Origin of the sequence: Halolamina rubra, from assembly GCF_000739555.1 — an archaeon.
In the GTDB taxonomy this organism is placed as follows: domain Archaea; phylum Halobacteriota; class Halobacteria; order Halobacteriales; family Haloferacaceae; genus Halolamina; species Halolamina rubra.
Genome location: NZ_BBJN01000029.1, coordinates 78,791 through 100,788, shown reverse-complemented (window position 1 = coordinate 100,788; position 21,998 = coordinate 78,791). Strand labels below are relative to the sequence as shown.

Annotated in this window: 20 protein-coding genes and 2 pseudogenes; 7 read left to right on the top strand and 15 right to left on the bottom strand. The window is 70.1% G+C overall.

All coding sequences use genetic code 11. From position 1 onward, the window contains the following. The 11 genes and pseudogenes from ACP95_RS08170 to ACP95_RS08120 form a co-directional block, all read right to left on the bottom strand. Positions 1–420 (bottom strand): permease (locus ACP95_RS08170; protein ID WP_202593803.1); only part of this gene is annotated, 420 nt, incomplete at its 3' end. 4 nt (positions 421–424) lie between these two features. Beyond that, a complete protein-coding gene (locus tag ACP95_RS08165) occupies positions 425–667 on the bottom strand; it encodes a thioredoxin family protein (protein WP_049980725.1) in 243 nt (80 codons plus the stop codon). Positions 668–1,086: 419 nt separating this feature from the next. Continuing rightward, positions 1,087–2,864: pseudogene (locus ACP95_RS08160) on the bottom strand (Na(+)/H(+) antiporter subunit D). Beyond that, positions 2,864–4,663 carry a cation:proton antiporter gene (locus ACP95_RS08155; protein WP_049980724.1) on the bottom strand — a complete coding sequence of 600 codons (1,800 nt, stop codon included), beginning with the start codon at positions 4,661–4,663 and terminating at the stop codon, positions 2,864–2,866. The pseudogene ACP95_RS08160 and the gene ACP95_RS08155 overlap by 1 nt, the downstream one beginning before the upstream one ends. Continuing rightward, positions 4,660–6,141: a monovalent cation/H+ antiporter subunit D family protein gene (locus ACP95_RS08150; RefSeq protein WP_049980723.1), complete on the bottom strand. Its 1,482-nt coding sequence runs from the start codon at positions 6,139–6,141 to the stop codon at positions 4,660–4,662. The genes ACP95_RS08155 and ACP95_RS08150 overlap by 4 nt, the downstream gene beginning before the upstream one ends. Further along, a complete protein-coding gene (locus ACP95_RS08145; protein ID WP_049980722.1) occupies positions 6,134–6,490 on the bottom strand; it encodes a cation:proton antiporter subunit C in 357 nt (118 codons plus the stop codon). Before ACP95_RS08145 ends, ACP95_RS08150 begins: the two co-directional genes overlap by 8 nt. Beyond that, positions 6,487–6,960, bottom strand: a complete 474-nt coding sequence (locus ACP95_RS08140; protein ID WP_049980721.1) for an MnhB domain-containing protein — start codon at positions 6,958–6,960, stop codon at positions 6,487–6,489. The genes ACP95_RS08145 and ACP95_RS08140 overlap by 4 nt, the downstream gene beginning before the upstream one ends. After that, a pseudogene (locus ACP95_RS08135) lies at positions 6,957–7,489 on the bottom strand (DUF4040 domain-containing protein). The gene ACP95_RS08140 and the pseudogene ACP95_RS08135 overlap by 4 nt, the downstream one beginning before the upstream one ends. Then, the gene (mnhG, locus tag ACP95_RS08130; protein ID WP_049980720.1) at positions 7,486–7,803 is read right to left on the bottom strand and encodes a monovalent cation/H(+) antiporter subunit G; all 318 of its coding nucleotides are present in this window, start codon (positions 7,801–7,803) and stop codon (positions 7,486–7,488) included. The pseudogene ACP95_RS08135 and the gene mnhG overlap by 4 nt, the downstream one beginning before the upstream one ends. Next, the gene (locus ACP95_RS08125) at positions 7,800–8,069 is read right to left on the bottom strand and encodes a monovalent cation/H+ antiporter complex subunit F (RefSeq protein ID WP_049980719.1); all 270 of its coding nucleotides are present in this window, start codon (positions 8,067–8,069) and stop codon (positions 7,800–7,802) included. Before ACP95_RS08125 ends, mnhG begins: the two co-directional genes overlap by 4 nt. After that, entirely contained in the window at positions 8,066–9,094 is a 1,029-nt protein-coding gene (locus ACP95_RS08120; protein WP_082224625.1) for a monovalent cation/H+ antiporter subunit E, read from the bottom strand. Before ACP95_RS08120 ends, ACP95_RS08125 begins: the two co-directional genes overlap by 4 nt. 262 nt (positions 9,095–9,356) lie before the next feature. On the opposite strand from ACP95_RS08120, the gene ACP95_RS08115 reads away from it, so the two are divergent. The 5 genes from ACP95_RS08115 (at position 9,357) to ACP95_RS08095 (ending at position 14,687) form a co-directional block, all read left to right on the top strand. After that, positions 9,357–10,295 carry a substrate-binding domain-containing protein gene (locus ACP95_RS08115; protein ID WP_049980717.1) on the top strand — a complete coding sequence of 313 codons (939 nt, stop codon included), beginning with the start codon at positions 9,357–9,359 and terminating at the stop codon, positions 10,293–10,295. 2 nt (positions 10,296–10,297) lie between these two features. After that, the gene (locus ACP95_RS08110) at positions 10,298–11,017 is read left to right on the top strand and encodes an ABC transporter permease (RefSeq protein ID WP_049980716.1); all 720 of its coding nucleotides are present in this window, start codon (positions 10,298–10,300) and stop codon (positions 11,015–11,017) included. Beyond that, positions 11,014–11,778 (top strand): amino acid ABC transporter ATP-binding protein, encoded by a 765-nt coding sequence (locus ACP95_RS08105; RefSeq protein WP_049980715.1) that lies wholly within the window; start codon positions 11,014–11,016, stop codon positions 11,776–11,778. The genes ACP95_RS08110 and ACP95_RS08105 overlap by 4 nt, the downstream gene beginning before the upstream one ends. A 94-nt stretch (positions 11,779–11,872) precedes the next feature. Continuing rightward, the gene (gene gatB, locus ACP95_RS08100; protein ID WP_049980714.1) at positions 11,873–13,360 is read left to right on the top strand and encodes an Asp-tRNA(Asn)/Glu-tRNA(Gln) amidotransferase subunit GatB; all 1,488 of its coding nucleotides are present in this window, start codon (positions 11,873–11,875) and stop codon (positions 13,358–13,360) included. An 88-nt stretch (positions 13,361–13,448) separates the two neighbouring features. Then, positions 13,449–14,687 carry a trans-sulfuration enzyme family protein gene (locus tag ACP95_RS08095; protein WP_049980713.1) on the top strand — a complete coding sequence of 413 codons (1,239 nt, stop codon included), beginning with the start codon at positions 13,449–13,451 and terminating at the stop codon, positions 14,685–14,687. A gap of 47 nt (positions 14,688–14,734) precedes the next feature. On the opposite strand, the gene ACP95_RS08090 is transcribed toward ACP95_RS08095, so the two are convergent. Together ACP95_RS08090 and ACP95_RS08085 are read right to left on the bottom strand one after the other, a co-directional pair. Beyond that, positions 14,735–15,442: a hypothetical protein gene (locus tag ACP95_RS08090; RefSeq protein ID WP_049980712.1), complete on the bottom strand. Its 708-nt coding sequence runs from the start codon at positions 15,440–15,442 to the stop codon at positions 14,735–14,737. 55 nt (positions 15,443–15,497) lie between these two features. Beyond that, on the bottom strand, positions 15,498–16,895 hold the full coding sequence (locus tag ACP95_RS08085; protein ID WP_049980733.1) for an MATE family efflux transporter: 1,398 nt from the start codon (positions 16,893–16,895) through the stop codon (positions 15,498–15,500). Between the two features lie 194 nt (positions 16,896–17,089). Between ACP95_RS08085 and ACP95_RS08080 the strand changes: the two genes are divergently transcribed. After that, positions 17,090–18,937: a S9 family peptidase gene (locus ACP95_RS08080; protein ID WP_049980711.1), complete on the top strand. Its 1,848-nt coding sequence runs from the start codon at positions 17,090–17,092 to the stop codon at positions 18,935–18,937. A gap of 11 nt (positions 18,938–18,948) precedes the next feature. Here ACP95_RS08080 and ACP95_RS08075 read toward each other — a convergent pair whose 3' ends face one another. After that, positions 18,949–19,695, bottom strand: coding sequence for a class I SAM-dependent methyltransferase (locus ACP95_RS08075; RefSeq protein ID WP_049980710.1), 747 nt, complete (start codon positions 19,693–19,695; stop codon positions 18,949–18,951). Between the two features lie 51 nt (positions 19,696–19,746). After that, positions 19,747–20,490: a creatininase family protein gene (locus tag ACP95_RS08070; RefSeq protein ID WP_049980709.1), complete on the bottom strand. Its 744-nt coding sequence runs from the start codon at positions 20,488–20,490 to the stop codon at positions 19,747–19,749. A gap of 96 nt (positions 20,491–20,586) precedes the next feature. Here ACP95_RS08070 and ACP95_RS08065 point away from each other — a divergent pair, with 96 nt between their 5' ends. After that, positions 20,587–21,996, top strand: coding sequence for a serine hydrolase (locus ACP95_RS08065; RefSeq protein WP_049980708.1), 1,410 nt, complete (start codon positions 20,587–20,589; stop codon positions 21,994–21,996). Positions 21,997–21,998 lie beyond the last annotated feature (2 nt).

Below are 21,998 nucleotides of genomic sequence, written 5' to 3'. Positions count from 1 at the left end.
GGTGATACCGCTCACGGCGTACAGCGCCGTCAGTTCGAGCCCGACGACGCCCGGGAGAACGACGAGCGCGGCCTCGTTGATCATCGGGGAGACGGCGAGGAACGTCATCGTGACCCCGAAGGGGATGCCCGCGCCCACCATCCCGAGGAAGATCGGGATCGTCGAGCACGAACAGAACGGCGAGACGATGCCGAGCACCGCGGCGAGGAGATAGCCGGTGATCGCCCGCTTCCCCTTGAGGTACTCTCGAATCTTCTCCGGTGGGAAGTACGTCCGGAGGTAGCCCACACCGTAGATCACTGCCACCAGCAGCGTGACGATTTTCAACGTGTCGTACACCCAGAAGTGGACTGCTGCTCTGGGTGCTCCGGTAAGGCCGAGCGCATCGACGACCCAGGTCGCGACCTGCTCGAACACCATCCTGTTACAGTCGCTCCTCGATGTACGCTTTCAGCTCGGCTTCAGGTGGGTTCGATCCGGTGAACACCATCTCGTCGTCGATTTCGAACCCGGGCGTCGACATGATGCCCTTCTCGGCGAGCGCCACGGTGTCGCCCTCTTTCTCGACGTCGGCGTCGAACCCGTGCTCGTCGACGACGTTCTGGGTCTTCGCTTTCAGGTTCGCACAGTTGCTACAGCCGTCTGGTCCGTAGATCGTGATCTTCATTGTGGTCCTCCGGCCGCCCTGCCGCCGGCGACACGCCGGCCCGACCACGGGCGAACGAGCTCGTCCGACCCGTGACGGTCACGGCCTCGCCAGGCTTTCGAGCCGCCATTCGTATCGACAATTCTCGGTCCGGCACAAGTACGTTTCGAAAATATCCGATCCGTATCGGTCATGGTTTCGCGAAGGAAGCCACACGAACGGTCTAAACAGTCGCTTTCGAGTTTTTGAGTGCCTAAACCAGTATCGAGAGGATCGTGAACGGACGGAGCAGGGGCCGACGTCCGAATCGAACCGACTATAGTCGATGTAGGAAGAACTCACACTCCCGTCCGTCGACTCCTCGACTTCGGCCTCGACCGATAGCCGCGCCGGGGACAGACTACCGACCCCGCCCGCGACGGGACGAAAAGGGGGAGTCGCTACGTCAGCAGCAGCGCCAGCGCCGCCACCAGCGCCGCCAGCACGAGCAGCAGGCTGCGGTCGATGCCGGCTTTCGTCTCGATCGACTCGCGGCCCGTCGCCCGCGCGATGGCCGCGTCGGGGTTCTTGACCGTCCGGACCGAGCGCTTCGCCAGCGCGACCGCGGCGTCGTCGACGCGGGCGTACAGTTCGGTGACGCCGACGACGAGCGCCCTGGTGCCGTACAGCGAGCCGGGGTTGTAGAGGCTGTCCACGTCGGGCACCTTCCCCAGCCCCGAGAGCGGCTTCTTCACCAGCGCGAAGCCGACAAGCCCGAGCACCGCGAGCGCGACGCCCTCGACGATGTGGGAGACGGTGTAGGTCTCGTACACGTGGGCGACCGTCGCCTCGCTGGTCACGTCGAACGGGAGGATCGCGAACAGCGCGCCGTCGAAGAGCCCGTAGAACACACAGAGCGCCGCGACGAGCACCATCGCGACCGACTGGCCACGGTTGGCGTCCTTCACGTCGCCGTCGTACTCGCCGTGGAAGAACGCGTAGTAGCCGAACTTGATGAACGACATGAACGTGCCGACACCGCCGATCAGTAGCAGCAGTTCGAGCGTGTAGAAGTCGCCGATAGCGAGGGGCCCCTTCTCGAACGTGTAGTGGCTCCCCGAGATCACGATCCCCTTGCTGACGAACCCGTTGAAGCCGGGGAACCCCGCGATCGAGAGCGCGGCGACGGTGAACGCGCCCGCCGTGATCGGCATCTCGCGGGCGAGGCCGCCGAGCTTCTTCAGGCTCTCCTCGCCGGTGCGGTAGATCACGACGCCGGCGGTCATGAACAGCAGCCCCTTGTAGAGGATGTGGTTGAACACGTGGGCGAACGCGCCGGCCTGCGCCAGCGCGGAGCCGATGCCGACGCCGGCGACCATGTACCCCACCTGCGACTGGATGTGGTAGGAGAGCAGGCGGCGCATGTCGTTCTGGAACAGCGCCATCGTCGCCCCGAAGACGGCCATGATCCCGCCCATGTAGGCGACGGCGACGTTGCCGTCCTGCGGGAACACGCGGTACATCCCGTACACGCCGGTCTTGGTGGTGTACACGCAGAGGAACACGCTGGCCGCGATGTGCGGGCGCGGGTACGTGTCGGGCAGCCACGCGTGCAGGCCGACGAAGCCGACGTTGACGCCGACGCCCAGCGCAGCGAGGATCGGCGCCACCGGCCCGGCCAGCCCCGCGGTCTCGGGGCCGCCGGGGACGCTCGCGAAGAGGAACGTGCCCGTCTCCGCGAAGTGCCAGATCACGGCGCCGAGGAACAGCGTGCCGCCGATGCCGTGCAGCACGGCGTAGCGGAACCCCGCGCGGACGGCCTTGCCGCCGTAGTGCCACACCAGCAGCGTGCTGGTGACGGCCATCAGCTCCCAGAAGAAGATCAGGTGAGCCAGTCGCCGCCGAAGACGGCGCCCAGACTGCTCGCGACGTAGCTGAGCGCGAACGCGGTCTGGAGGTTCTCGGCCTCGCTGTAGTAGGAGTAGGCGACGCCGACGGCGCCGATGAACGCGAAGATCAGCCCCATCAGCGTCGAGAACGGGTCGACGTTGAAGATCACCGTCTCGAACCCGAACAGGTCGAACGCGGTGAAGTGCGCGCCGGCGTCGACGAGCCAGACGTACGGGACGACCGCGCCCGTGAGCGCGGCCGCAACGGCGTGGCCGGCTTTCCGGCCGAGGAACGGCAGCAGCAGCGCGGCGATCAGGACGGGGACGAACGGCGGGACGAGCGGCTCCATCAGACACTCACCCCCGTGGTCGCCGCGACGATGAGCCTGACGATCCGGAGGAAGACGGCCGTGTCCGGGACGATCCCGAGCACGATCGAGCCCGCCGCCGCGAACAGGATCGGCCCGAGCATGAACCACGTCGACTCGCCGCCGAGCCAGCCGCGGGCCTCCCAGGCGCCGTGGTGGCCGTGGCCGTGGTCGCCCTCGTGGTCGTCGGCGTAGCCGTGTTCGTCGTGCTCACCGTCGACGGCAGTATCGGCGTCGGCGTGCTCGCCGCCGACGGCAGCATCGCCGTCGGCGTGTTCGCTGCTAACGGCAGTATCGCCGTCAGCGTGGTCGTCGTCGACGGCATCCCTGCCGTCATCGTGACCACCGTCGGTCGCTACGTCGGCGTCGTCGCCGCCGAAGCGCCCGCCGAGCACCCCCTCCACGAGCGGTTTCGAGTCCGCCTCGCCCGGCGACTCGAAGAAGGCGGCGTAGACGATCGGCCAGAAGTACGCGATGTTGAGCACGCCCGAGACCAGCAGGGCGACGGTGAACACGAGCTGGCCGCCCGAGACGGTGCCGATCAGCAGGAAGTACTTGCTCACGAAGCCGGCGATCAGGGGGATGCCGGCCATCCCCAGCGCGGCGATCCCGAAGGCGGTCATGGTGAGCGGCATCCGCGTGCCGATGCCCGCCATGTCGCTGATGTCGTCGGTGTGGGTCTCGACGTGGATCGCGCCCGCACAGAAGAACAGGGTGAGCTTCATGAACGCGTGGGCGGGGATGTGCAGCAGCCCGCCGACGAGCGCGAACGCCGAGGCGCGCCCGGGCGCGAGGGCGGCACCGACGGCGAGCCCGAGCACGATGTAGGAGAGCTGGCTCACCGTCGAGAACGCCAGCCGGCGCTTGAGGTTGTCCTGCCGGAGCGCGATCACGCTCGCGACCACGAGCGTGAACCCGGCGACGGCGGCCAGCGGGAGCCCCATCCCGATGTCGGCGACGGCCTCGGGCCCGAACACCTCGAGGATCACCCGCGCGATGCCGAACACGCCGGACTTGACGACCGCCACCGCGTGCAGCAGCCCCGACACCGGCGTCGGCGCCACCATCGCGTCGGGGAGCCAGGAGTGCAGCGGCATCAGCGCCGCCTTCACGCCGAAGCCGGTGATCAGCAGGGCGAAGGCGGCGCGGGCGAGCAGCGGGTCGGCGCCCGCGAGCCCGGCGATGCCGCCCGGCGCGAACGCCGTCGTCCCCGCGAGCAGGTAGACGAGCACCGAGCCCGCGAGCACGGCGACGCCGCCGCCGAACGTGTACGTGAGGTACTTCCGGCCGGCGGCGCGGGCCTCGTCGGTCTCGTCGTGGCTGACGAGGGGGTAGGTGGCGACCGTGAGCAGTTCGTAGAACACGAACAGCACGAGCAGGTTCGACGCGAACGCGACGCCGATGGCGGCGGCGACGCTCCCGGCGAAGGCCGCGAAGTAGCGCGTCTGGTCGTGTTCGTCGAGGCCGCGCATGTAGCCGATGCTGTAGAAGCTCGTCACCACCCACAGGAGGCTGGCCAGCAGGCCGAACAGCACGCCCAGCGCGTCGGCCTGCACGGCGAACTCGACGCCCGGGACGAGCGTGCCGACGCGGCTGACGTACGTGTCGCCGGCGAGCACGCCCGGCACCATGCTGGCGACGACGCCGAGCGCCGACAGCGCGGCGGCCACCGTCCAGCCCTCGCGGACGTTCGGGCGCCCGCGGGAGGCGAGGATCGGGACGATCGCGACTGCCGGGACGAGCACCGCTGCGAGAGGTCTGAGTGAGGTAATCTCCGTCATAGTAGTGCCTCCACCGTCGGTTCGAGGAGCTGTCCGTACTCGAAGGCGAGCGTGCCGAGGACGACCGCCGCGATCGCCGCGGCGACGACGACGCCCGCCATGCCGAGGGAGACGCCGTCGCGATCCGCGTCGGACGCCGTCCGACTCGTCGGGGAGCGTGGCTCCTCGCCCGCATCGCGGAAGAACATCCGCTCCAGGATCCGCGCGAAGTACGCGAGCGTCAGCAGCGTGCTCAGCAGGATCACGACCGCGAGCGGCCACGCCGACGCCTCGACGGCGCCCAGCGCGATGTACCACTTGCCGACGAAGCCGACCGCCGGCGGGACGCCGACCATCGCCAGCGCGAGCAGGCCGAACGTGCCCGCGCCGAGCGGGAGCCGCTGGATCAGCCCCTCGTAGTCGTCGACGGTCCGGGCGCCCGTGGCGGTGGCGATGAGGCCGGCGGTGAGGAACAGGCCGCCCTTCATCACCGCGTGGCCGACGAGGTGGACCGTCGCGCCGATCAGCGCCGTCTCGTTGGCGACGGCGGCGGCGCCGACGATCAGGCCGAACTGCGACACCGAGGAGTACGCGAGCATCTTCTTGATCTCGCTCTGGGACACCGCGAGCACGCTGCCGAACACGATGCTGACGACCGCCCCCGCGACGAGCAGCGAGCGTGCGGCGGGGTTGGCCTGCAGGAACTCGACGGTGAACACCGTGAACACGATCCGGATCAGCGCGTAGGCGGCGACGGTCGACACCAGCGCCGAGATCAGCGCGCTCACCGAGTCCGGCGCGCCGGCGTAGGCGTCGGGCTGCCAGGCGTGCAGCGGGAACACGGCGACCTTCACGAACAGGCCGACGACCAGCAGCGCGAACGCCGCCTGCACCAGCGGTTCGGTGTAGCCGACGGCGGCCAGTTGCGTCGAGAGGTCGGCCATGTTGAGCGTCCCGGTCGCGACGAACGCGTAGCCGATCCCGAGCAGGAACAGGCTGGCGCCGACGGTGCCCACGATCAGGTACTTCAGCGCCGCGCGGGCCGAGCGCCCGCCCTCGCCGCTGGCGACCAGCGCGTACGCCGCCAGCCCCGTGATCTCGAGGAACACGTACATGTTGAACACGTCGCCGGTGATGCTCATTCCGGTCAGGCCGGCGACGAGCAGCAGGTAGACGGCGTAGAACGCGTTCGACCGCGGCCCCGCCACGCGCGAGTACGCGAGCACGGCCAGCGACACCACGGCGACGAGCAGCGCCATCGTCGCCGACAGTCCGTCGACGACCAGTTCGATGCCGAACGGCGCGGTGAACCCGCCGACGACGTAGCTGACCGTCGAGTCGAACGCTCGCGACGCGAGCACGCCGGCGCCGACGACCTGGAGGGCGGCGGTCACGAGCGCGACCGGCCAGCCGGATTGCCTGCGGAGCAGGCCCGCGAGGAACGCGAGCGTCGAGCCCAGCAGCGGGAGCGCCACCAGGAGCGCGGGGAGGCTACTCATCGGCGGCCACCTCCCGGATCTCGCCCTCGCGGAGCGAACCGTACTCGTCGTAGATGCGGACGATCAGCCCCAGCGCCACCGCGGTGAGGCTGACCCCGACGACGATGGCGGTCAGGATCAGCACGTGCGGCAGCGGGCTGACGTACGGCGCCGGCGCCGACAGCAGGGGCGGGCTCGCCCCCTCGACGAACGCCGAGGTGATGAAGAAGAGGAAGATCCCCGTCTGGAACACGTTCATCCCGATCACCTTCTTGATCAGGTTCGGGCTGCCGATCAGCATGTACGTCCCCACGCCCATCAGCAGGAAGGCGACGAGGAAGTAGCCGCGCGAGGCGAGCAGGTCGATCACGCCGACTCACCCCCGTTGGCGCCGGCCGCGATGGCGAAGAAGAGGCCGGTGACGATGCCGGCGACGATCACGCCGATCGCGAGTTCGACGAACTCGATCCCGTACTTGCTGGCGTGGGGGATCCCGAGCTCGCCGTACACCGCGTACTCGAGGAACCCCGCCCCGAGCAGCACGCTCCCGATCCCGGTGAACAGGAACGCGAGCACGCCGGTCCCGACCAGCGCGACCGGGAGCCGCGGGCCGATCCACTCCCGCGTCGTGTCGATGCCGAACGCGATGCCCAGCATCAGGACGACGGTGCCGACGATGACGCCGCCCTGGAACCCGCCGCCGGAGGAGTCGGCGCCGTGGAACATCACGAACAGGCCGAACGTGAACACGAACGGCATCACCACGCGCACCGTGGCCATGATGATCGGGCTGCCGACGTAGGGGCCGCCGCGTTCGACCCGGCGTTCGCTGTCGCTCATCCGAACACCTCCCTGTTGAGCACGACCAACAGTCCGACGCCCGCGGAGTAGACCACCGCGGCCTCCCCCATGGTGTCGAACCCGCGGTACGCCGCGAGCACGGCCGTCACCGCGTTCTTCACGTCGGTCTCCTCGTAGGCGTTCTCGAGGTAGTACTCGGTCACGTCGTCGTCGGCGACCGCCGAGTTCGCGTCGCCCACCGCGGGCAGGGCGAACAGCGTCGACGACAGCACGACGACGAGCGCGAGCGCCACCCCGGCCGCCCGGAGGTCGACCTGTTCGAACGTCCGCTCCACGTCGGGGTGTTCGGTTTTCACGATCGTGAGCAGGAACAGGACGGTCATGATGCCGGCCCCGACGGCGGCCTCCGTCAGGCCCACGTCGGCGCCCGGAGGAACACCCAGATGATCGCGATCGAGAGGCTGTACGCGCCGAAGGCGACGACGGAGTTCAGCACGCTCTTCAGCGCGGCCGTCGCGAACGCGGCGCCGACGATCAGCGCGAGCACGGCGAGTTCCAGCGGCGTCATGGCTCGTCCCCCTCGTCGCCGGTCCACGGTTCGATGCCCAGTTCGTGCGCCGCCCGGGTGATCGCGTGGGCGGCAGTGGGGTTCGTCAAGAACATGAACAGCAGCAGCAGCAGCACTTTCAGCGCGTTGAAGCCGACCCCGTAGCTGGCGGCGACGGCCCCCAGCGTGAGCACGGCGCCGAGCGTCTCGCTCTTGGAGGCGCTGTGGGCCCGGGCGTACACGTCCGGCAGCCGGATCAGCCCGACGGCGGCGACGACGGCGAAGAACACGCCGCCGGCGACCAGCGCCACCACGGCGATCTCGCGGGGCGTCATAGCACCCCCCCGCGCTCGACCTGGAACTTCGAGATGGAGATGCTGAGCAGGAAGTTCAGCAGGGCGTACACCAGCGCGATGTCGAGCGCGCCCGGTTCGCCGATCGCGGCCGCGATCAGCGCGATCACGATCACCACGTTCGAGCCGATGAAGTTGATCGCGATCACGCGGTCTGGCGTCGTCGGCCCGACGATGGCGCGGTACACCCCGACCAGCGAGACGAGGATGAACGCCGTCGCCGCGCCGAGCAGCACCTGCTGGATCATGTGTCGTCCTCCTCGCGGCGCTCGAACGGGCTCGGGAGCCGGGCGGCCGCGCGGCCGTAGAACACGAACCGGACCGCGCGTTCGAGCGTGCCCGCGAACAGTTCCTCACGGGCGCTCCCCGTGAGCGTGTGGATGATCAGGTGCTGGCGGTCCACGTCGACGGTAAGCGTCCCAGGCGTGAGCGTGATGCTGTTGGCCAGCGTCGTCACCGGCAGCGCCGACCAGACCGCGGCGTCGAACTCCACCATCTCGGGGTCGATCGGCAGATCCGGGTGGAGCACGATGTACGCGATCTCGACGTTCGCCTTCACGATCTCCCAGAGCAGGAACGGGACGTACAGCCCGAACCGCGCGAGGCGCTTGATCGCGTCCCGCGGCGCGACCGGCGAGGTGAGCGACACGCGCCACAGCGCGACGGCGACGATGCCCGCGCTGATCGCGCCGGTCGCGAGTTCGAACGGGGCGACCGACCCCGCGAGCAGCAGGTAGAACGCAAAGGCGGCCGCGAACAGCGCGAAGAACTGGGTGATCGTCCCGCGGCGCACCAGCGGCTGGGAGGGCGACTCGACGTTCCGCGGCGCCTCCTCGACGGCGAGGCCGGCCCGGCGAACCTCCGCCTCCAGCGAGGGGAGCAGCGGCGTCGAGCCGATCGGGTCGTAGCGGGGGTCGAACACCGCCAGCCCGAGCTCGTGCTCGTTGGCGTAGCGCACGAGCACGTCGGCGTAGTCGTTCGGCGTCGAGAGGTACTCGTGGGTCGCCACGAGCGCGGTCTCGATCGTCACGGCCGCGCCCTCGGCGTCCTCCTCGGCCCATGACGCGACGCGGTCGAGCAGCGTCCGGGCGGCGTCGGCCCGGGGCGAGCTGCTCCGGAAGGAGATCCGCTCGGCCAGCGGGTAGACGAAGTGGACGGCGGCCGGCGACCCGCTCTCGGCGGCGCGGTCCAGCGCTTCCTCGACGGCGTAGGCGACCGTGTTCCGGAGGCTGGCCGACTCGTCGACGGGGACGAGCAGCCGCGACTCCGTCACGGCGACCACCCCACGGACGGCCGACAGACCGGCGGATCAGGATCGAGTGGCATCAGTAGTCGGCCAAGGGTTTGCACAGGCGCGTTATAGGAGTTCTCACTCCGGATGGGGCGCCGATGGCGCGGGCAGGCGTCACCGCACGGTCGGTCCGGGCGAACGCAACCATCGACGCCAACACGGGGCGCCGATACGGCGGTATTCGGGGGCGAGGTAACCGCTCGACGTTACTCCGCGAAGCGAACACTTTTGAGGAGCGGGCGTTATGCCGAACACGATGCAACGCCGAAAGTTCCTGCAGGGGGTCGGCCTCGCCGCGATCGCGAGCACGGCGGGCTGTACACAGTTGACCGGCGGCCAGACCGAGAGCGGCGGGGCCGGCGTCAGCGGCGAGACGCTGACGCTGACGACGACGACGAGCACGTACGACACCGGGCTGCTCGACGAGATCCACCCGCAGTTCGAGGAGATGTACGACGTCACCGTCGACGCCGTCGCGCAGGGCACCGGCGCCGCGCTGGAGACCGCCCGCAACGGCGACTCGGACATCGTGATGGTCCACGCCCGCGGCCTCGAGGACGAGTTCATGCGCAACGGCTACGGGATCAACCGGCGGGACCTGATGTTCAACGACTTCGTCATCGTCGGCCCCGAGGACGACCCGGCGGGCATCGAGGGTATGGGCTCCGCGACCGAGGCCCTCCAGGCGATCGCCGAGGCGGAGGCCGCGTTCGTCTCCCGCGGCGACAACTCGGGGACGCACACGAAGGAGCTCAACCTCTGGGAGGCCGCGGGCGTCGAGCCCGGCGGCGACTGGTACCAGGAGATCGGCGCCGGGATGGGCGAGGCGCTCAACAACGCGAACCAGCAGGGCGCCTACACGCTCTCCGACCGCGGCACGTTCATCTCCCAGCGCTCGGAGATCGACCTCGTCATCCTCGTCCAGGGGCCGATCGAGGGCGGGCCGGAGCTGCTCTCGAACCCGTACGGGATCCTGGCGGTCAACCCCGCCGTCCACGAGGACGCGAACTACGACCTCGCGATGGCGTACATCGGCTGGATCACCAGCCCCGGCGCACAGGACGCCATCGCGAACTACGAGATGAACGGCGAACAGCTGTTCTACCCGCGGGCGCTCTCGGAGGATCCGGACTTCCAGCAGTACGTTCCGGAAGGTTGGAGTAGCGACTCCGACAGCGAGTAACCGTGCCAGTCGATCCGGTCGCATCGCTACTCCCGCTGTTCGTCGAGAACCCCTTCGAGCAGGGGTACGTCCGGAGCATCGTCTACGTCTCGCTGTACGTGAGCTGTACTGCGGTCGTGCTGAGCACCCTGGTCAGCATCCCCGTCGCGCTCACCATGGGCTTTACCGAGTTCCCGGGCAAGCAGTTCGCCAAGTCGGTGATCAACACCGGGATGGGGTTCCCCAGCGTCGTCGTCGGCCTGGTCGTGCTGTTCGTCGTCTCGAACCAGGGGCCGCTGGGCGCGATGAACCTCATCTTCACGAAGGAGGCGATGATCATCTCCCAGTTCGTGCTGGCGACGCCGCCGATCACCGCGATCAGCCTCGCCGCCATCACCGGCGTCGACGAGAACGTCCGCGAGGCCGCCCGCGCGCTCGGCGGCACACGCCTCGACGTGGCGCTGGTCGTCATCAAGGAGGCCCGCTACGGGATCGCGACCGCCGTCCTCGCCGGCTTCGGCCGCGCGATCAGCGAGGTGGGTTCGGTGCTCATCGTCGGCGGGAACATCACCAGCGCCGACGGGATCTCCCAGACCCGGACGCTGACGACCGCGATCCAGCTCGAGGCCCGCCAGGGGCAGTACGACACCGCGATGGTGCTCGGCGCGGTGCTGGTCGCGCTCGTGCTGACCGTCAACGCGATCGTCGTCCGGTTCGGCGACTCGGGGGCGATGAACCGATGATGCGGCTCCGGCGCCTCTCACACAGCTACGGCGACGAGCCCGTCGTCGACGACGTGTCGCTCTCGGTCGACCAGGGCGAGGTCGTGGGGATCATCGGCCCCTCCGGCGTCGGGAAGACCACCCTGCTGCGGGTGTTGTCGCTGTTCCTCGAGCCCGACGCCGGCAGCGTCGAGCTCGACGGCGACGCGGTGTGGGACGCCGACGAGGACGAGCGACTGGCGCTCCGGCGGCAGGTCGGGATGGTGTTCCAGGACGCCAGCCTGTTCGACGCCACGGTCGCGCGCAACGTCGAGTACGGGCTGCGGGTCCGACAGGGCTGGGACGAGCGGCTGCGGGAGCAGCTCCGGTCGCTCGTCGGCTCGACGGCGACGCCCGACGCCGTCACCGACGCCCTGGAGATCGTCGGCCTGAACGGGAAGCTCGACCAGCACGCCCGCTCGCTGTCGGGCGGGGAGGCCCAGCGCGTCTCCTTCGCGCGGGCGCTGGCGTACGAGCCCGACTACCTCCTGCTCGACGAGCCGACCTCCGATCTCGACCCGCGGAACACGGGGCTGATCGAGGAGGCGATCGGGGAGGCCCGCGACCGCGGCATCGGCGTCGTCGTCGCGACCCACGACATGCACCAGGCCGAGCGCGTCGCCGACCGCGTGGGCGTGCTGCTCGGCGACGGGTTCACCGAGATCGGCCCGACCGAGACCATCTTCGAGAACCCGACCGACGAGCGCACCCGGAAGTTCATCTCCGGCGAACTGGTGTACTGAGCGGTGGGGGCTCCCTGCCGCCGCGGGTGACCGTTCCCGCGGCGCCATTCGCCTCCCGACACGCTTAACCACGAACCAGCGAAATTCGGACGTAATGAGTCAGGCGCTCGCGGACCGGGAGCTCGCGGCCGTCATCGGGCTGGAGGTCCACGTCCAACTGGAGACCGACACGAAGATCTTCTGTAACTGCTCGACCGACGCCGCCGACGACGAGGAGCCCAACAGCCGAACCTGTCCGGTTTGCCTCGGCCTGCCGGGCGCGCTGCCGGTGCTGAACGAGGCCGCCGTCGAGTCGGCGGTGAAGATCGGCAAGGCGCTCGACGCCGACATCCCCGAGGAGACCACGTTCCACCGGAAGAACTACTTCTACCCCGACCTCCCCAAGGGGTTCCAGCTCACCCAGTACGACGCGCCGATCTGCGCCGACGGCGAACTGGAGGTGCGCGTCGAGGGCGACCGCCGCACCATCGGCGTCCGGCGCGCCCACCTCGAGGAGGACCCCGGCAGCATCCAGCACGAGGGCGGCAACATCGACACCGCCGACTACACGCTGGTGAACTACAACCGAGCCGGCACGCCGCTGATGGAGATCGTCACCCGGCCGGACTTCCGCTCGCCCGCGGAGACCCGGGCGTTCCTCGCGAAACTGGAGGAGGTACTGGAGTACCTCGGCGTGTTCGACGCCACCCGGGACGGCAGCCTGCGCGTCGACGCCAACATCTCGCTCGTCCCGGCCGACGAGGTCGGCGACGACGGCGACATCGACGAGGCGACGCTCGAAGACGCCAACCGCACCGAGGTGAAGAACATCTCCAGCCACAAGGGCGCCGAGCAGGCGCTGGCCTACGAGGTCACCCGGCAGAAGAACGCGGTCAAGCGCGGCCGCAGCGTCGAGCAGGAGACCCGCCACTGGGACGAGAGCCGCGGCGTGACGGTGTCGATGCGCTCGAAGGAGGAGGAGAAGGACTACCGCTACTTCCGCGAGGCCGACCTCCCGCCGCTCCAAGTCTCGGACTGGAAGGAGCGCATCCCGATCCCGGAGCTCCCGGACGACCGCCGCGAGCGCTTCCGCGCCGAGTACGGCCTGAGCGAGGAGGCGGCGTCGAAGCTCACCTCCCGGAAGTCCGTCGCCGACCTGTACGAGCAGCTGGCCGAGGAGTTCGAGCCCGACCTCGCGGCGACGTGGGTCGCCGACAACCTGCTGGGCGAGCTCAACTACCGCGACATGGTCGTCGCCGACGTCACGGACCGTCTCGACGAGATCGAGCACGTCATCCGCCTCGTCGCGGAGGACGAGCTCACCGCGAAGAACGCCGAGGAGGTCGTGCTCCGCCGGATGCTCGACGAGGGCGAGAGCCCCGAGGCGATCATCGAGGCGGAGGACCTCGGGAAAGCCAGCGGCGGCGAGGTCGAGCAGGCCGTCGCGGCGGCGATCGAGGAGAACCCCGACGCCGTCGCCGACTACGAGTCCGGCGACGACGGCGCGCTCAACTTCCTCGTCGGCCAGGTGATGGGGAAGACCGGCGGCTCCGCGGACCCGGGGCAGGTGAACGAGCTGCTGCGCGAGGAGCTCTCGTCCTGACCGGTCATACACACTGGTTATTCCGGCTACACGGGAGTATTACCGGCTTACGGGAAGGTTTATCGGCGATACAGCCGCATCCAGAACCATGGGAGACCGAGACGATCACCGCTTCGCGACTCGCGCCGTCTCGTGGGGCGAGGATCCGGCGAGCTCCGAGGTCGGCGACGTGGTGTCGCCGATCCACCTGACCTCGACGTACGCCGTCCCCGGCATCGACGCGGAGTTCGAGCTCGACGAGGCCGACCCCGACGCCGGCGAGTTCCTCTACGGCCGGCTCTCGAACCCGACTCGCCACGCCGCCGAGAAGCGGCTCGCCGCGCTGGAGGGCGGCGACCACGGGCTCGCGTTCGCCTCCGGCACCGCCGCGATCTCGACGCTGTTTCTCGCGACGCTGACGCCCGGCGACCACGTCGTCGCGTTCGACGACCTCTACGCCGGCACCCGGCGGATGCTCGAGTCGCTGTTCCGCGACCGCCTCGGCGTCGACGTGTCGTTCGTCGACGCCACCGACGCCGGCAACGTCGCCGACGCGATGCGACCGGAGACGGAGCTGGTGTACATGGAGACGCCGACGAACCCGCTGCTTCACCTGTGTGACCTCGACGCCATCGCCGAGATCGCCCACGCGGGCGACGCGCTGCTGGGCGTCGACAACACGTTCTGCTCGCCGTTCCTCCAGAGCCCGCTGGCGCTGGGGGCGGACGTCGTCGCCCACAGCACGACGAAGTATCTCAACGGCCACTCCGACTCCATCGGCGGCGCGCTCGTGCTGGACGACGACGACCTCGCGGAGACGTGTTACCACCTCCAGCGCGTGCTGCTGGGCAACGCGATGGCGCCGTTCGACGCCTACCTCACCCTCCGCGGGATCAAGACGCTCCCGATGCGGATGCGCCAGCACGAGGCCAACGCCCGCGAGATCGCGGCGTTCCTCGACGACCACCCGCTGGTCGAGGCGGTGCACTACCCCGGGCTGGAGAGCCACCCGCAGCACGAGCTCGCGACCGAACAGATGGCGGGCTACGGCGGGGTTCTCTCCTTCGAACTCGCGGGGGAGATGGACGACGCCGCGGCGTTCCTCGAGGCGCTCTCGACGTTCACGCTCGCGGTGTCGCTCGGCGGCGTCGAGTCGCTCGTCGAGCTCCCGGCCGGGATGACCCACGAGCCCATCCCGAAAGCGGAGCGCGAGGAGCTGGGGATCACGGACACGCTCGTCAGGATGTCCGTCGGCGTCGAGGCCGTCGAGGACCTGCTGGCGGATCTGGAGCGCGGGTTCGCGGCGATGCGGGAGCTCTCCGAGCAGCAGCTACCGGCCGAGGACTGAGCCGGCCCGGCCGATCCGGGCAGGTTGGCGACCCGCTTCGAACGCGCTCAGCGCCGCCGGAGCAGGAGCGCCGCACCGGCGGCGACCGAGAGCGCTTCGAGCGCACGCTCGACCCCTGGCTGTTCCGAGATCGTCGTCGGGCGGCCGTCGCGATACACCACGTAGTAGCCGTCGTCGACGGCGAGCACCGCGTTCGCGTCGGCGACGGGCTCGTCCGTCGTGATCGTTCCCTCCCGGATCGCCCGTCGGGCCGCGTCCGAGACGTACTGCCGGTCCCGCGCCACGTCCTCCAGCGCCGTGGCGGCGTCGACGCGCTCGACACCGAGTTCGACGACCATGCCGACGGAGTCGTTCGCCGAGACGTACGTCGCCGACCGGCGGTAGACGGCGTCGCCGAGGACGACGTACTCGTCGGCCGCCGCCCGGCGAGTGAGTTCGTCGCCCGCCGACGGCCCGGAGACGGCGACGATTGCGGGGTTCACCCCCGTGACGTTGCCGTCGATCGCGCCGCCGTCGTACAGGCAGCGCCGCGGGAAGTCGAACGAGCGGTCGACGCAGTCGATCCCCCGCACGTCGGCGACGTAGCTGCCGCGGGGGAGGTCGACGGCCAGGTCGCCGTCCGGTTCGGCCGAGAGTTCGGCCACCTCGTACCGGTAGTCGGGGCCGGTCACGTCCAGCGGCGGCGCCCAGATCGGCGCCGCCACGAGCAGGAGCGCGAGCGCGACGGTCAGTTCGCGTCGGGTTGGAGGGCGCATACAGCCACGCTGCCCCGCGTGTTTCAAAAAAGCCGGCCCCCGCGTCCGTGGCGGGCTAATCGTCGCCGGCGGCCACGTCGGGGCCGGTGTCGACGACGCCCTCCTCCCAGTTGCCGAGGTTGAACCAGGCGGCGCCGATGACGAACGTGATCACGCCCGAGAACGCCATCGCCCACCAGAGCCCGTTCTCGTCCCACGCGAGGTAGTACGCCAGCAGCGCGGCGACGGGCACCCGGAACAGCCAGCGCGAGGCCAGCGAGAGCGCCATCGCCTGCGCCGTCTGGCCGGCGCCGCGGAACCCGCCCTGGATCACCATCAGCCCGCCGAGGAACGCCCAGAACGGCGCGATGATCCGCAGCAGCACGACGCCGGCGTCGATCACCGGCTGCTCGTCGACGAACACGCCGACGGCCGCCGCGGGGTAGACGTACACCAGCGCCCCCGCGGCGAACAGGAACGCCATCGTCGCCGCCGTCGCCTTCCAGGTCACCTCCGCGGCGCGGTCGGGCGTGTCGGCGCCGAGGTTCTGCCCGACGCCGGTCGCCGTCGCCTGGCCGACGGCGCCGGAGACGGTCCAGGAGATCGACATCAGCCGGACGCCGATCCCGTAGGCGGCGGTGGCGATCGGCCCGAACCGGGCGACCAGCGCCGCGAAGAACACCGCCGCGAAGGAGCGGGCGAGGCCGTCGCCCGTCCCGGGCGCGCCGATGCGCACCAGATCCGTCAGCACCTCGCGATCGGGCTTGAGGTCCGGGAGCCGGAGCTTGACGCCCCAGCGACCGTCCAGCAGGACGAGCAGGCCGATCAGCGCCGCGAGCACGCGGGAGATGAGCGTCGCGATCCCCGCGCCGCGGACCCCCATCGCCGGGAACGTGATCGTGCCGACGATCGGCGCGCCCTCGACGAGCGTCCAGCCGAGGATCAGGAACGGGTCGAGGATCACGTTCACGCCCGCGGAGATCACGACCAGCCACATCGCCGTCCGCACGTCGCCCGCCGCGCGCAGCACCGCGCGGAACGCGAAGAAGAGGAACGTGAAGGGGATCGCGGCGAGGATCGGCTCGAGGTAGTCGAGCGAGTAGTCGTACACCTGCCCCTGCGCGCCGATGAGGTCGACCAGCGGGTAGCGGATCAGGAAGCCGATCGACGCCAGCGCGAGGCCGACGGCGACGGTGAGCAGCACGGTCTGCCCGACCGCGTGGTCGGCCTGTCGCTGCTCGCCGGCGCCGACGTACTGCGACACCAGCGCGACCGCGGCGGCGGTGATCCCCATCGCGACCGAGACGAACATCCACGAGGTGGGGAACATCAGCGAGACGGCGGCGACGGCCTCGGCGTTGACGCGACCGACCCAGAACATGTCCGCGAGGTTGTACAGCGTCTGGACGAGGTTGCCCAGCACCAGCGGCCACGAGAGGGCGAACAGCTTCGGCGTGATCGCGCCGGTGGTCATGTCGACGCGCGAATCGTTCCCGCTCACGCCGTGGGGGTGGAGACGGCCGCCGATAAATCCCGCCGTTGCGGTCGGACTGGTGGGGTTCTCGACGACCACCCGGGGCCGACGCGGCGGCCGTCGACGACGGCGCCGTCCCGGCAGTCCCGGCCCGTGCCCGAACGCCTTTCCGGGAACCGCGACCACACACCCCCATGAGTTACGGCGTCGCCCGCTACATCGGCATCGACAGCACCGACACGCCCACGTTCACCCCCGACGGCGACCTCGCCTTCCTCGCCGACACCACCGGCACGCCGCAGGTGTACCGGCTCGGTTCCCCGGGCGCGTGGCCCGAGCGCCTGACCGCCCACGACGAGCGCGTCTCGTTCGTCGACGCCTCCCCGGCGCGCGCGGAGCTCATGTTCGGCATGGACGAGGGGAGCAACGAGCGCGACCAGCTCTACCGCTACGACCTCGCGACGGGCGAGGAGACCCAACTCACCGACGAACCCGAAGCCAAGCACCTCTGGGGCGGCTGGGGCCCCGAGGGCGACCGGTTCGCCTTCGCCGCGAACCGCCGGCAGGGCGACACGTTCGACGTGTACGTGCAGGGCCGCGCGGAGCCGGAACCCACACTCGTCTGGGAGGGGCCGGGCGGGTTCGTCGGCGTCGCCGCGTGGCACCCCGACGGCGACGCGCTGATCCTGCAGGAGTCGAACTCCAGCGCGGACCAGGTGCTGTACTGGCTCGACGTCGACAGCGGCACGACCGAACGGATCACCGACACCGACGAGGAAGCGCGCTACCACCACGTGAACTTCGGCCCGGACGGCGAGCTGTACGCCGTCACGGACTACGGCGCCGAGACGGCGTACGTCGGCCGACTGGAGCTGTCCGACGCCGGCGGCGTCGAGACGGTCGAGCAGGGCCCCGAGGAGTGGAACGTCGACTCCCTGCAGATCGACGCCGAGAGCGGGCAGGTCGCGTACACTACCAACGTCGACGGCTACTCGGAGACGTACCTCGGCGCGCTCGCCGAGGACGGCAGCGAGATCGTCGACACCGTCGAACCCGACCTCCCCGAGGGCGTCGTCGCCGGCGTCGAACTCGGCCCCGACGGCGAGCGCGCGGCGATCGAGTTCAGCGCCGACGACCACCCGCACTCCGTCTACGTCGCCGACGTTGGGGCGGCGGCACAGGGAGCCGCCGACGCAGCCGCCGCATCCGCCGCCACCGAGCGCTGGACCACGCCCGGCACGCTCGGCATCCCCGAGGAGCAGTTCCTGCGATCGGAGACGATCCGCTACGAGACGTTCGACGGGCGGGAGATCCCGGCCTACTGGACGCTGCCAGAGGGCGTGAGCGAGGACGGCAGCGACGGCGAGGTGCCCGTGATGGTCGACATCCACGGCGGCCCGGAACACCAGCGCCGGCCGTGGTTCTACCCGACGAAGCAGTACTTCCTGAACCAGGGGTACGCCGTCCTCGAACCGAACGTCCGCGGCTCGTCGGGCTACGGGAAGGAGTACACGCACCTCGACGACCAGGAGAAGCGCCTCGACTCGGTGAAGGACGTCAAGCACGCGACCGAGTGGCTCGAGGACCAGCCCGCCGCCGACACCGACCGGCTCGTCGTGTACGGGCGGTCCTACGGCGGGTTCATGGTGCTCTCGGCGATCACGCAGTACCCCGACCTCTGGGCGGCGGCGGTGGACTTCGTCGGCATCGCCGACTTCCAGACGTTCCTCGAGAACACCGGCGAGTGGCGCCGCGAGCACCGCGCCGCGGAGTACGGCAGCCTCGACAACCCCGAGCTCCTGGAGCGCATCTCGCCGATCCACGACGTGGACGAGATCCAGTGCCCGCTGTTCATCCAGCACGGCGCGAACGACCCGCGCGTGCCCGTCGGCGAGGCCGAGCAGATCGCCGACGCCGTCGAGGAGCGCGGGATCCCGGTCGAGACGTGCATCTTCGAGGACGAGGGGCACCACACGACCGACCGGGAGAACCTGATCGAGGAGTTCGAGCGCATCGCGGCGTTCCTCGACGATCACGTCTGAGGTCGCCGTAGCTACGTCGATTTCTCGAGCGTCCACACCTGTACCGCCCCCTCGTCGGAGAGTTCGCCGCCGTCGAAGCCGCCCTCGACGCGCCACGAGTCGAACGGCGAGTCGCGGGCCAGCAGCTGGACCTGCTGTTTCGGGAGCATCGAGAGCCGGTACGTCGACTCGTGAACGACCTCGCCGTCGGGCGGTTCGGTTGCGTTCTCGACTTCGAACTGCTGTTCGACGAGGTCGACGACCCGCGAGCGCGACCGGTGGGTGTACGTCCGGCCGTCGTACTCGAGTTCCCGCGTCTCCCACTCGCCGTAGCTCTCACAGACCACGTCGAACGACGGGACGAACGTGTCGAAGACGAACTGGCCCCCGGGCGCGAGCGCGTCGTGGACCGTCTCGAACAGTCGGCGCTGGTCGGCGACGCTCGCCGCGTGCTGGACCGTGTTGAACGGACAGATCGCGAGGTCGTACGCGCGGTCGGCCTCGAAGTCGAGCATGTCCGCCCGCCACACCGAGGCGTCGAGGCCGCGTGCCGCCGCCTTCGCCCGGAGACGATCGAGGCGGTCGGTGTCGAGGTCGATCCCGTCGGCGTCGACGCCGGCGTCGAGGAGTTCGAGGTGGATGCGGCCGGTGCCACAGGCGAGTTCGAGCGTCGGCCCGTCGGCCGCTGCGGCGAGGTCGCGGTAGAACGCGGCGTCCCCGCGGTCGGCGTCGGCGAGCCGGCAGTCGTACAGTTCGGCGCCGTCGGGGTGCTCGGCCATACCGGCCGTTCGGAGAGACCCGGAAAAACGGTACGGGGGGTGTGCGGCCGCTTACCAGCCGGCGTCGATGTCGTCTTTGAGCGCCGTCAGAATCTGCTCGGTGCCGTGGTCGATCACGTCGGCGACGGCCTCGGGGTCGGCGTTGGTCGGGTCGCCGAGGCCGCCGAGGTCGGTCACGCGGTCGAAGTAGCCGTACGTGGCGGTCTCGGGCATCTCCTTCGCCTCCTGGGGCTCCTTCTTCCCTTCCTTCACCAGGTCCGGGCGGTAGTGCTCGATCACGCTGGTCTCGTGGTCGCCGGCGTGGCCCCAGCCCTCGCCGAACACCTCCTCCAGGCGCTCGCGAGCGAAGTCCGTCCAGTGGACGAAGTGGGTCGCGAGCCCGTACTCCCGGACGAGTCGGTCCGCGGCGTTCGAGAGCGGCTCGCGGTTGCCGCCGTGGCAGTTGACGATCACGAACCGCTCGACGCCGTGGCGCGCGAGGCTCTCGCCGATCTGGACGATCGCGTCCTCGTACGTCAGGGGGTCGAGCGTGATCGTCCCGGGGAAGTTCATGTGGTGCTCGCTCATCCCGTAGGGCAGCGTCGGCAGGCGGACGAACCGCAGGTCGTACTCGTCGGCGGCGTCGACGAGCTCCTCGGTCAGATGCTCCGCGCGGAGCGTGTCCACCGAGACGGGCAGGTGGACCGAGTGCTGTTCGACGCTCCCCGTCCCCAGCAGCGCGGCGTCGGCGTCCTCGAACGCCGCCTCGGCGTCCTCCCAGGTCATCGTCAGCAGGTCGTCGTCGGTCTCGGGCATGGGCGCCGATGGACGGGGACGGGGCAAAGAACTACGGGAACGGGCGATCCGGGGGCGCTCCCAGGGTTTCTTCGCCCCGGCGCCCCCAGCGCCGGTATGGCCATCGCCGACGACGCCGACCGCGAGGTCGCCCGGCTCTGTCGCCGGGTCGTGCGCGACGAGAGCCTCCCCGGCCTGAGCGTCGCCGTCACCGACGCCGACGGCACCGTCTACGCCGACGGGTTCGGCTCGCGGGACCTGGCCGGGAACCGCCCGGCGACGCCCGAGACGCTGTACGGGATCGCCTCCTGCACGAAGTCGTTCGCCGGCGTCGCGATCCTCCAGCTCGTCGAGAACGGCATCTGCGAGCTCGACGACCCCATCTCGGCGTACGTCCCCGTCGAGTTCGAGGAGCCGGAACCGACGATCCACCACCTGCTGACTCACTCCTCTGGGCTGCCGTCGCTCGGCGTGAGCGAGACGCTGCTGGCCCGCCGACTCCGCCTCCCGGACCCCGGCATCCCGCTGGGCGATATCGACGACTTCTACGCCCACGTCAACGCCGCCGGCGACGAGCGCGTCGACCCGCCGGGCGAGCGCTTCGCGTACTGCAACACGGGGTACGCGCTGCTGAGCGAGGCGGTCGAGTCGCTGACGGGCAAGCCGTTCGACGAGTACGTCGAGTCCCACGTGTTCGAACCGCTGGGAATGGCGCGCTCGACGTTCGACGACCACGAGTTCTCGATGGCCGACGACCACATGACCCAGTACCGCCAGACCGACGAGGGGCTGATGGCGTCCTCGCTGCCGACACGGGAGATCGGGCAGGCGACGGGCGGGATCCTCGCCCCGGTGTCTGAGCTCGCGAGCTACCTCCGGCTCCACCTGAACGACGGCGAAGCCGCGGGCGAACGCCTGCTCGACGCGGACACGCTCGCCCGAGCGCACGAGGGGCACGTCGACGTGCCGGGGCGCTCGCCGGGCCGCGAGGGGCCGGACCGCGAGTACGGCTACGGCTGGTTCCGCGACGAGGGGTTCCTCGGCGACCGGGCGCTGCTGGGTCACTCCGGGTCGATCACCGTCTCCTCGGCGTATCTCGGCTTCCTGCCCGAGGCGGGCGTCGGCGTCGCGCTGGCGTCGAACACGTCGCCGGCGTTCCCGCTGGGCGCCCTCGGCGAGGGCGTGCTGGCGGCGGCGCTGGGCGAGGCGCCCGAGTCGCTGCCGTTCTTCCGGCTGCGGCGGCGCCACCGACGGCTCGCCGGGGAGTACGCGGCGTACGAGGGCGTGATGACCGCGACCGTCGAGCGCGACGGGGCGTCGCTCCGGGTCGCGTTCGACCACCCGCTGAAGGACGGCGAGACGGCACTGTTCCCGGCCGACCCGGACGAGGAGGACCACCCGCGCGCCGACGCGGTGTACCGGTACGAGACGGTGGACGCCGCCGGCCGACGCGAGCCGGTCGAGTTCCGGGTGGCGGACGGCGAGGTGTCGCTGCTGATCGACCGGTGGCGGCTGCGGCAGGCGTAGGG